At 74.9% G+C, this 10095-nt stretch carries 12 protein-coding genes and 1 pseudogene; 4 read left to right on the forward strand and 9 right to left on the reverse strand.

Annotation, left to right across the window (positions count from 1 at the left end; genetic code table 11):
- Positions 1 to 9: 9 nt before the first annotated feature.
- On the forward strand, positions 10 to 978 hold the full coding sequence (locus ABZ881_RS28305; protein WP_358488722.1) for a 3-hydroxyacyl-CoA dehydrogenase family protein: 969 nt from the start codon (positions 10 to 12) through the stop codon (positions 976 to 978).
- Positions 975 to 1745: an SDR family oxidoreductase gene (locus tag ABZ881_RS28310; RefSeq protein WP_358488723.1), complete on the forward strand. Its 771-nt coding sequence runs from the start codon at positions 975 to 977 to the stop codon at positions 1743 to 1745. The genes ABZ881_RS28305 and ABZ881_RS28310 overlap by 4 nt, the downstream gene beginning before the upstream one ends.
- Positions 1746 to 1827: 82 nt before the next feature.
- Here ABZ881_RS28310 and ABZ881_RS28315 read toward each other — a convergent pair whose 3' ends face one another.
- The gene (locus ABZ881_RS28315) at positions 1828 to 2973 is read right to left on the reverse strand and encodes a M20/M25/M40 family metallo-hydrolase (RefSeq protein WP_358488724.1); all 1146 of its coding nucleotides are present in this window, start codon (positions 2971 to 2973) and stop codon (positions 1828 to 1830) included.
- 87 nt (positions 2974 to 3060) lie between these two features.
- On the opposite strand from ABZ881_RS28315, the gene ABZ881_RS28320 reads away from it, so the two are divergent.
- Positions 3061 to 3309 carry a PLDc N-terminal domain-containing protein gene (locus tag ABZ881_RS28320; protein WP_358488726.1) on the forward strand — a complete coding sequence of 83 codons (249 nt, stop codon included), beginning with the start codon at positions 3061 to 3063 and terminating at the stop codon, positions 3307 to 3309.
- Between the two features lie 17 nt (positions 3310 to 3326).
- Here the strand turns inward: ABZ881_RS28320 and ABZ881_RS28325 are convergent, their stop codons facing one another.
- Together ABZ881_RS28325 and ABZ881_RS28330 are read right to left on the reverse strand one after the other, a co-directional pair.
- A complete protein-coding gene (locus ABZ881_RS28325; protein WP_344017390.1) occupies positions 3327 to 3554 on the reverse strand; it encodes a hypothetical protein in 228 nt (75 codons plus the stop codon).
- A gap of 41 nt (positions 3555 to 3595) precedes the next feature.
- Positions 3596 to 4348, reverse strand: a complete 753-nt coding sequence (locus tag ABZ881_RS28330; protein ID WP_358488727.1) for a sulfite exporter TauE/SafE family protein — start codon at positions 4346 to 4348, stop codon at positions 3596 to 3598.
- Between the two features lie 106 nt (positions 4349 to 4454).
- Here ABZ881_RS28330 and ABZ881_RS28335 point away from each other — a divergent pair, with 106 nt between their 5' ends.
- Positions 4455 to 5105: a TetR/AcrR family transcriptional regulator gene (locus ABZ881_RS28335; RefSeq protein ID WP_358488728.1), complete on the forward strand. Its 651-nt coding sequence runs from the start codon at positions 4455 to 4457 to the stop codon at positions 5103 to 5105.
- Positions 5106 to 5313: 208 nt separating this feature from the next.
- On the opposite strand, the pseudogene ABZ881_RS28340 reads toward ABZ881_RS28335, so the two are convergent.
- The 6 genes and pseudogenes from ABZ881_RS28340 to ABZ881_RS28365 all read right to left on the reverse strand — a co-directional run.
- A pseudogene (locus tag ABZ881_RS28340) lies at positions 5314 to 5439 on the reverse strand (DUF6596 domain-containing protein); the annotation flags it as partial.
- A gap of 41 nt (positions 5440 to 5480) precedes the next feature.
- Complete coding sequence (locus tag ABZ881_RS28345; protein ID WP_358488730.1) at positions 5481 to 5759, reverse strand: hypothetical protein; 279 nt, start codon at positions 5757 to 5759, stop codon at positions 5481 to 5483.
- 146 nt (positions 5760 to 5905) lie between these two features.
- Positions 5906 to 6028 carry a hypothetical protein gene (locus ABZ881_RS28350; protein WP_358488731.1) on the reverse strand — a complete coding sequence of 41 codons (123 nt, stop codon included), beginning with the start codon at positions 6026 to 6028 and terminating at the stop codon, positions 5906 to 5908.
- A 77-nt stretch (positions 6029 to 6105) separates the two neighbouring features.
- The gene (locus tag ABZ881_RS28355; protein WP_358488733.1) at positions 6106 to 6477 is read right to left on the reverse strand and encodes a YciI family protein; all 372 of its coding nucleotides are present in this window, start codon (positions 6475 to 6477) and stop codon (positions 6106 to 6108) included.
- A gap of 233 nt (positions 6478 to 6710) precedes the next feature.
- Positions 6711 to 8348 (reverse strand): ATP-binding cassette domain-containing protein, encoded by a 1638-nt coding sequence (locus ABZ881_RS28360; RefSeq protein WP_358488737.1) that lies wholly within the window; start codon positions 8346 to 8348, stop codon positions 6711 to 6713.
- 761 nt (positions 8349 to 9109) lie between these two features.
- The coding region (locus ABZ881_RS28365; protein ID WP_358488734.1) for an HNH endonuclease signature motif containing protein at positions 9110 to 10095 on the reverse strand (986 nt) is incomplete at its 5' end.

Here is a 10095-nt window from a genome sequence, read left to right on the forward strand (position 1 = left end):
AGACCCAGCATGACTCTCACCGGAACCCACGCGGTGATCGGCAGCGGCTACATGGGTGGCGGGATCGCCCAGGTACTGGCGCTGGCCGGCGCGCACGTCCGGATCGCCGACGTCGACCCGGCGACCACCACCGCCAACCGGGAGCGGCTGATCGCCGAGGCGAAGCAGTTCGCCGCCGACCGGCTGTTCCCCGCGCACGCACCGGACACGATCGCCGAGCGGGTGACCGTCGCCGCGTCCTACGAGGAGGCCGTCGAGGGCGCGACGTTCGTCGAGGAGGCGGTGCCGGAGCGGATCGAGATCAAGCACGACGTGCTGCGCCGGGTCTCCGCGGCGGCCGCACCGGAGACCGTGATCGGCTCCAACACCTCGACCATCCTGATCGGTCGGATCGCCGAGGCGGTGCAGCACCCGGAGCGGTTCCTCGGCGTGCACTTCTCCAATCCGGCGCCGTTCATCCCCGGCGTCGAGGTGATCGCGCACGCCGGCACCGACGAGTCGATCGTCCCCGGCGTCGAGGAGATCGTCCGGGCGACCGGCAAGCACCCGGCCCGGATCTCCGACGCCGACGGCTTCGTGCTCAACCGGCTGCAGTACGCGCTGTTCGAGGAGGCGTCGAAGCTGGTCGCCGAGGGCGTCGCGAACGCCGAGGACGTCGACACCATCGTCCGCACCACGTTCGGTTTCCGGCTGCCGTTCTTCGGCCCGTTCGCGATCGCCGACATGGCCGGGCTGGACGTCTACAAGTTCTGCTTCGAGTCGCTGCAGGGCCGCTGGCCGGAGCGCTTCGCCACCCCGCCCGCGCTCGCCGAGCACGTCGAGAACGGCCGGCTGGGCACCAAGTCCGGCGGCGGGTTCCTCGACGTCCCGGCCGACCAGGTGCCGGAGCTGGTCGCCTACCGCAACCGCGCCTACGTGCGGATGCAGCAGCTGCTCGACGAGCTGGGCCCGCCCCCGGTCCAGGAGGCCGGCCGGTGAGTGCGCCGTTCCCCGCGGAGCGCACCGTCGTCCTCACCGGCGCCGGGTCCCCGCGGGGGATCGGCCGCGCCACCGCGTTCCACCTGGCCGGGCTCGGCTGGAACGTCGGGCTGATCGACGTCGACGGCGACGCGGCCGTCGCGACCGCCGCCGAGGTGGCCGCCGCGCACGGCGTGCGCGCCGCCGGGATCGGTGCCGACGTGGCCGACCGGGCCGCCGCGGTGGCCGCCGTCGACGCACTGGAGGACGACCTGCCGCAGCTGGTCGCGCTGGTCGCGTTCGCCGGGGTGTCCTCGCCGGTGCCCTACCTGGAGGTCGACGAGGCGGAGTGGCGCCGGGTCGTCTCGGTCAACCTGGAGGGCACCCACTGGGTCACCCAACGGGTGGCCCGGTCGCTGGTCGGGCACGGCGTCGGCCGGATCGTCGGGGTGTCGTCGGTGTCGGCGCAGCGCGGCGGCGGCACCTACTCGAAGACGCCCTACTCCGCGGCCAAGGCCGGGATCGTCGGTCTGGTCCGCTCGGTCGCCCGCGAGCTGGGCCCGCACGGGGTGACCGCGAACGCGATCTCGCCGGGCCCGATCGACACCGACATCATGGGCGGCACGCTCGGCGAGGAACGCAAGGCCGCGATGGCGGCCGACGGCGTGCTCCCGCGGATCGGCACCCCGCGCGACGTCGCGGCCGCAGCCGCTTACCTGATCAGCGCGGACGCCGGGTTCGTGACCGGCCAGACGCTCAACGTCGACGGCGGCCTGTACATGCACTGACGATCTGCGTGGACGACCCCACCGGCACCCGGTCCGCGGCCGGTCGTCCGCGGCAGCAGCGCACCGGCCGGTGCAGCGGCGTTCAGGCCAGCGCGTGCAGCAGCGCCGCGATCAGCGCGGTCCGGTGCACCATCCCGGAGGCCAGCGCGTGCTCGTGCCGGGCGTGCGCACCGGCGCCGAGCGCCCCGAGCCCGTCGAGCACGGCGATCCCCCGGGCCGCGAGGAAGTTCGCGTCGCTCGCCCCGCCCACGGCGATCTCGGCCAGGTCGGTGCCGATCCCGGCGGCCGCGGTCCGGGCGATCCCGTAGAGCTCCACGGTGGCGGGTGTCCGCTCCATCACCGGACGGTTCCACTCGCCGGTGACCCGCAGCGCCGCCTCCGGGTGGTGGCCGCGCAGCCCGGCCAGGACGCCGTCGATCCGGGCGGCCTCGGCGTCGTCGGACACCCGGACGTCGATCTCGCACCAGGCGTGCCCGGCGGTCACGTTGGAGCGGGTGCCGCCACCGACCACACCGACGTTCACGCTGGTCCCGGCGTCCAGATCGCGGGCGGCGTGCAGCGCCAGCACCGCGCGGGCCAGCTCGTCGACCGCGCTCGTCCCGGCCGTCGGGTCCAGTCCGGCGTGCGCCTCGACGCCGTCGACGTCGAGCCGGAACATCCCGACGCCCTTGCGCGCGGTCTTCACCTCCCCGTCCGGCCCCGCCGCCTCGAACACCAGACCGGCCCGGGCGTCCTCGGCGACCCGCTCGATCACCGGGCGGGAAACCGGCGAGCCGATCTCCTCGTCACCGGTGAGCAGCAGCCGCAGCGGCGGCAGCGCGAGCCCCTCGACGCGGGCGAGCCGGACCGCCCACAGCGCCTGGACCAGCCCGGCCTTCATGTCGAACACGCCCGGCCCGGTGATCCGGTCGCCGTCCACCGCGAACGGCATGGTGTCCAGCGTGCCGAGCGGCCACACCGTGTCGTAGTGGGCGAGCAGCAGCACCGGGGGTGCGGTCGATCCGCCGGTACCGCCGTACTCCAGCACCCGCACGTCGCCGTACCGGCCGCCGGGCACCAGCGACGACGACGCAGCCGGACCCAGCCGGTCCCCGACCAGCCCGTCCAGCCAGGACAGTCCCTTCTCCAGGGCGGGCCGGTCGTCGCTCGGGGTCTCGATCTCGACGTACCCGCGCAGGTCCTCGATCATCGCCGGCAACGCGGCCCCGGCCGCCCCCGTCAGGCTCATGACTGTCCCCTCCCGCTCGTGCTGACACGGTAGGCCCAGCCCGCCGGGCGACTGACGGGGTGCCTCCCGTCTGCAAGGATCGGGCTCATGGCGGTGCAGACCACGGCGCGAACCACGGCGCGGACGACGGTGCGATGGAACGAGCTGGGGACCTCCGGCCGGATCGCGGTGGTGATCGCGGCGACGCTCCAGCTGGGGCTGCTGGGGGCTGCCTGGGCGGACCTGGCGCGGCGCTCGCCGTCCGAGGTGAACGGACCGCGCTGGGCGTGGGCGCTGGCGTCGCTGGTGAACTTCGCCGGCCCGATCACCTACTTCGCGCGCGGCCGGAAACGCTGACTCCCCCCGGGCCCCGCTCACTGCGCCGGCGGGTCCTGCTCGACGAACCGCAGCGTCATCGCCAGGTAGTCGCGCAGCGACACGGTCCCCGGTGCCCGCCGGAACCGGCCCCAGATCGCGTTGGCCGCGGCCGGGCTCAGCGCGCGCGAGTGCGCGACGGTCGCGCGCACCTCCGCCTCGGCGATGTCGCGGCCGGCCAGCGCCGCGAACGCGGCCACCAGCCCGGCCGCCCGGTCGTCGTCCATGCGTCCCAGCAGAGCACGGACCACCGACAGTGACCGGCGGGCTACCCCAGCAGCAGGAAGACGATCGCCGCGACGCCGATCACGACGATCACCCCGCGCAGCACCGCGGGCGGCAGCCGCCTGCCCACCTTCGCCCCCAGCAGGCCACCGACGATCGAGCTCGCCGCGATGATCCCGACGACCGTCCAGTCGACCGGTGCCACCACCGCGTAGATCACGCCCGCGACCAGGTTCACCACCGCGGCGAGGGTGTTCTTGAACGCGTTGAGCCGCTGCAGCGGGTCCGACAGCAGCAGCCCCAGCAGCCCGACCAGCATGATCCCCTGCGCCGCGGTGAAGTAGCCGCCGTAGATCCCGACCGCGAAGACCGCCAGGTACACCAGCGGCCCGGATGCCCGGGACGGGCCGGCGCGCTCCTTGAGCCGCCGGGAGAGCAGCGGCTGGACCGCCACCAGCAGCACCGAGAGCCCCACCAGCACCGGCACGATCGTCTCGAACGCGTCCGGCGGCAGTGAGAGCAGCAGCGCGGCACCGCTGATCGCCCCCAGGAACGACGCCACCGCGTAGCCGGCGAGCCTGCGCCCGTGCCCGGCCAGCTCCCTGCGGTATCCGACGGCGCCGGTGATCGTGCCGGAGATCAGGCCGATCGCGTTCGACGTCGTCGCCGTCACCGGCGGGTACCCGAGCGCGACGAGCACCGGGAAGGTCACCAGGGTCCCGGAGCCGACCACGGTGTTGATCAGTCCGGCCCACAGCCCGGCCAGCGCGATGACCGCGACCTCCCACCCCTGCACCCGGAGCACTCTAGGTGCCGCGCCGGCGGACCGGGCGGGTCGGCGCTGCGTAGGCCTTACGCCACGTGCGTAGGCGGTTCCACGCGTTGCGTGTCATGATCAACAGGTGTCGTCGACGATCTCCGAGGACCCTCGCTGGGCGGCCCCTCCCCGGCCGCCCGGACGCACCCTCGACCGGGCACGGATCGTCGCGACCGCACTGGAGATCGCCGACGCCGGGGGGCTCGACGCCGTCTCGATGCCCCGGCTCGCCCGCGAGCTGGGGTCCGCCCCGATGTCGCTGTACCGGCACGTGCCCGGCAAGGAAGCGCTGGTCGCCCTGATCCTGGAGTCGGCGCTCGGTGATCCGCCGGACCTGACCGGCTGCCCGGTACGGCTCGGGCTGGAGATCTGGGCGACGGCGCTGCGCGAGGTGCTCGCCGAGCATCCGTGGGCGGTGCGGCTGATGGCCGGGCCGCGGCAGGCCGGGCCGACCGAGTGCCGGTGGGCGGAGACGCTGCTCGCGCACGTCGTCGGGGCCGGCCGTCCGCTGGGGACAGCGGTGGAGGTGCTGCACCTGGTGCACGGCTACGTCCGCGGGGCGGCCGCGCTGGCCGGTGACCGGCTGCCGACCGTCGCGGACCTGGAGCGGTCCGGCCGGGCGGACGAGCTCCCGCTGCTGGCCCGGCTGCTGGGTGGCGCGGTGGTCCGCGGCCCGGGCGGCGGGGAGCCGCTGTTCGAGAGCGGGCTGCGGCGGGTGCTCGACGCCGCCCTCTAGTCCCCGGCGACGGTGCCACCCGCATCAGCGCGTCGTACATCGTGACGATCAGCACCCGGTCGGTCCGCTCCGGTGACGGCGCAACGGCGTGCAGCCCGGCGACGGCCGCCTGCAGCGCGAACCGTCCGTGCCCGGCGTCCGGACGCAGCGCCGCCGTCGCCAGGGTGAGTCCCTCGGCGATCATCCGGCGGTCCCAGCCGGAGCGGTCCTGGTCGTCGAGCAGCACCAGCTCACCGCCGCCGTCGGTGCGGGCCGCGGCGCGTGCCTCGGTGAGCAGGAGCAGCCCGAGCAGCGCCCGCGGCTCCGGCTCGCCGGGCAGCAGCCGGACCAGCATCCGGGCCAGCCCGAACGCCCGCCCGGTCAGGTCGGTGCTGGTCAGGGTGGGCCGGAGCCGACGTGCCCGGCCGTGTAGAGCAGGTGGACGACGGTCAGCACGGTGTCCAGGCGGGCCGGCAGCTCGTCGTCGTCCGGTATCCGGAACGGGATCCGGGCCGAGGCGATCTTGCGTTTGGCCCGGGTGATCCGCGCCGCGACGCCGGCCTCCCCGGCGAGCAGCACCGAGGCGATCGCGGCGGTGTCGACGCCGCACAGCAGGCGCAGGGTCAGCGCCATCTGTGACTCGCGGGCCGGCGCCGGGTGGCAGCAGGTGAACACCAGCCGCAGCGGATCGGCGGGCTCGGGCCCGACGTCCTGCCCGGGTCGGGCCCCGCCGGGCTCGATGAGCAGCGGGAACCGGCGGCGCAGTGCCGTCTCGCGTCGCAGCCGGGTCGAGCGCGATCCGGTCGGGTCGTGATGGTGAGTCAGCCGGTGGGGTTGTCCGGGACACCGTCCGCCCAGGCACCCAGGGCGCGGACGAACGCGTCCTGCGTGCACTCCTCGGCGAGATCGAGATCGCGGGTGGTGCGGGCGGTCGCGGCGACCACCACCGGCCACCCCTCCCGGTACGCACGGCGCAGCGCCGCATCCGGCCCGCTCCCGGCAGCCCCGGCCCCGGCCCCGCTCAGGGGGTCGCCGCGTCGTCGTCGCCGGTGTCGAGCACCGGCCGCACCTCGACGGTGCCGGCCGGGCAGATCGCGGCGAGCCGCAACGCGACGTCGAGATCGGCCGCCTCGATCACGTAGAAGCCGCCGAGCGCCTCCTTGGTGTCGGCGAACGGCCCGTCGGTCACCATCGGCGTCGCACCGTTCCCGCGTCGCACCGTGGTGGCCGACGACGAGCGTTCCAGCGCCTCGCCGCCGACCACGCTCGCCCCGGCGGCGCGCACCGCGCCCATGAACTCGTGGTGCAGCCGCATCTCGTCGGCCATCCCCTGCTCGTCGACGCCGTCGTACCAGTCCTCGGAGTCGAACATCAGGAACACGTACCGGGCCATCGTGGCTCCCCTCGGGTGTACGGCTCCGCCGGCCGGTCCGGCGCCGCCACCCACCTGACGAACGGGGCGCGCCGGGATCGACACCATCTTCGCATCCGTTGTGTGATCCGGCTCTCATCCGTCGCGCCATCCACACGCGACGACGGGCTGCCGGACCGGTTCGACGCGGCCGCGGGCACGCTCCGCGGCAGGTCGGTCACCCGTCGCCGTACCCAGTGATCAGTACCCGGTGATCAGCCCGCCCGGGTGCCGGGCCGGTCGACGCCGCCCGCCCGGTCAGGGGCCGGACCGACCCGGTCCGGCGGGCCACCGAGCTCCCGGCGCGGCCAGTCCGCGAGATCACGCAGGAGCTGCCGGTCGTGCGTCGCGACGACGACCGTGGCACCCGTGTCGCGCAGCGCCCCGGTCAGCTCGTCGACCAGCGTCGCGGACAGGTGGTTGGTCGGCTCGTCGAGGAGGATCACCCCGGGCCGCCCGGCGAGGGCCAGCGCCAGGTCGAGGCGGCGGCGCTGCCCCTGTGACATCCGGCCGACCGGCACCGCCGTCGCCTCCCGGTCCAGCAGCCCGAGCGACCCGAGCGGCACCGCATCGGCGTCGGTGAGCAGGCCCCGGTCGACCAGCCGTCCGACGTGCCGGGTGTGCACCTCCCGGGCGGTCAACCCCGGGTCCCAGGCCGCGGTCTCCTGACCGAGGAGCGCGATCCGCGCGCCGGCCGCGGTCCACACGTGGCCGCGGTCCGGGGCGAGGACGCCGGCCAGGACGGCGAGCAGCGTCGACTTCCCGGCGCCGTTGGGTCCGGTCACCAGCAGCCGGTCGCCGCCGTCGAGGTCGAGCCGGTCCGGCCCGTCCAGCCGCCCGTCGACGGCAACCCCGTGCGCCCGCAGCTGTGGTGCCCCGCGACGGACGCCGGGCTCCGGCCACCGCAACGAGGGCGGTGGCGCCGGCACGTCGAGCCGGTGCGCATCGAGCGCCTCCTGCTGCCGTTTCAGTGCCTGCACGACGCCCGGCGCCCGGGACTGCCGCTGGTGCTTCCCGGTCCCCTTCTCCGGACGCCAGCCGGTGCTGAGCCGGTCCCGGGCACGGGCGACGGCGTCGGCCAGCCTGCGGTGCTCGGCCCGCTGGTCGTCGTGGTCCCGGGCCCAGCGGTCCCGTTCCCGACGCCGGGCGTCCTGCCAGGCGTCGTAGCCGCCGGCGTAGAGCCGGGGCAGGCCGTCGCGGGTCGGATCGAGATCGAGGAACCGGTCGGCGACCGCACGCAGCAGGGCCCGGTCGTGGCTGACGACGGCGAGCCCGCCGGGATGCTCGCGCAGCGTCGCGGTGAGGAAGTCGAGCCCTGCGGCGTCGAGATGGTTGGTCGGCTCGTCGAGCAGCAGAACGTCGTGCCGGGCACCGAGCAGGCACGCCAGCCGGACCCGGTAGCGCTGCCCGACCGAGAGCGTGGCCAGCTCGCGGTCGCGGTCGGTGCAGGCGGCGAGGGCGGCCAGCGCGATGTCGAGCCGGCGCTCGGCGTCCCACGCGTCGAGCCGGGTGGCGGTGTCCAACGCGGCCGCGTACCGGTCGTCGGCGCCGGTGACGCCCTCGACCAGCCCGCGTGTTGCCGAGTCCAGCGCGCGCAGTGCGCGCTGCGGCGCCAGCAGCGCCTGCGCGGTCAGCGTGCCCACCGTCTCGCCGGGACGGGCGGACAGCTCCTGCCGGGCGAGCCCGAGGGTGCCGGTGCGGTGCACGCGTCCCTCGTCCGGTGTGACGATGCCGGCCAGGACGTGCAGCAGCGTCGTCTTGCCGCGCCCGTTCTCACCGACGACGGCGATCCGGGACCGCGCGGAGACGGTGACCGAGAGGCGGTGCAGGATGCGCCGCGCCCCGCGGGTCACGGAGACGCTGTCGGCGCGTAGGTGCGCGGTGCCGCCAGCAGTGCCGTCAGCGGCGTCGGTAGCGGCGGAGTCGGCCGGGTAGGCGGCGGCGAGATCAGGGTGTTCGGGGTGGTGGTTCACGAAGTGCTCCGCAGCTTGCAGTGGAGCCGGGCAGCACAAGATCGCCGCCCGGCGGGGAACCGGAACGGCGGACGCGATCAGAAGGAGAGGTGAGGCGCCGCCGTCAGCGGGCGTTGCGGACCTTCTGCGACCAAATACCTCGTGCCATGGGGTCGACGCTAGCAACGGACCGCACTCCGGACGAGCGGATATGTCCCACAGGACCGGCACCGGCGCAGCGGTCCCGCCGGCGGCGCCGGCGGTCGCGTCAGCCGCACCGGCCGCGGCCGGTCATGTCGTGCGGCCGCGCCGGCGACGCCGACCGCTGCCCGCGCTCATGCAGCCGCGCAGGCGGCTCTCCCACAGCCCGCGTTCGTGCGGCCGTGCCGGGCGCGGCGTTCGGGAACCACGGCCCGGACGTGCCGTCGTCGACCCGTGACGGCATATCCGGCACCGTCCACGAGAGCCGGCCGTGAGCCGCTCCGGCCCGCTCGCGTGGCACGCTCCGCGGAAGCGTCGCTCTCCGGCGGACTCTCGAAGCCGTCGGCTCTGCCGCCCGAGTCGATCGGCAGCCACGCAGGTGGGCATGTCGGCGCCACTCCGGTGCCTCCCTCGGTGCGTTCCCAGGGCACCTTCCCGCGGTGCCTTCCCGCGGTGCTGGCTCAGAACGGCGGCACGTCATCGCCACCGTCCCCTGTGGTCTCGCTCCGCCCACTGTCGCCGGACCGTTCCGCCTCCCCGTCACCGGTGGTCGCGGTCCGCGAAGTGCTGCTGCGCAGTGTCGTGCCCGTGTCGCCGAGGTGGGGTCGGTAGTCGTGTGGGTGGGTGGTCTCCCGGTGCCCGCACGGGCTGATCCAGGTCAGTGAGCCGTCGGCTGCGGCGAGGACCTGCCAGCCGGGTGCGTCCTTGAGCTTGTGGTGGTGCAGGCACAGGCCGTGCAGGTTCGTGGTGTCGGTCGTGCCGCCCTGGGCCCAGGGGACGAAGTGGTCGAGATCGCGGATCGGTCGGCTGCACAGTGGTCCGCGGCAGAGGCCGTCGCGGGCTCGTATGAGGTCGGCCATGTCCTCGGGTGGGGTGTAGGTGCTGCGGCCGCGGTCGCGGACCGCTCCGGACAGCGGGTCGATCACCAGCCGGGTCCATGTGCCGCCGGCGGCCAGGGCGCGTGCGGTGGTGGCGGGGATCGGGCCGTGTCCGACCAGTTCGCCGGGGCGGTCGTCGCCGAGCAGCGTGTCGAGGGAGACGACGACCTGGATCAGCGGTTTGCGTCCGACCGCCGTGCCTGGATCGGGGCGTGCCGCCAGCACGGCGGCGACGATCTCGGCGAGTATCTCGGCCGGGGGGCTGACGTATCCGGCGGCGCCGGCGACCTGATCGACCCGCCCGATGCCCCCACCGGCCCCGGCTGCCCCAGCCGCTCCGGCGTCCTGCCCGGCCGTTCCGGTTGCACCGGCGGTCCGGACAGCACCGGCCGTGTCGGCGGCACCTGCTGTGCTGGTGGTGTCGGCCGGGTGGGGTGCCAGGATCTGGGTGACGGCCGCCCGGATGGTCTCCACGTCGGTGACCGTCACCGTGCCCTGCAGCAGTTGATGCGCCAGATCGACCCGCCGCTGGTCCAGTGTCCGCGGGTCATCAGCACCCAACGATCGGG

The sequence above is a fragment of the Pseudonocardia sp. NPDC046786 genome, assembly GCF_040645415.1.
Classification (GTDB): Bacteria; Actinomycetota; Actinomycetes; order Mycobacteriales; family Pseudonocardiaceae; genus Pseudonocardia; species Pseudonocardia kongjuensis.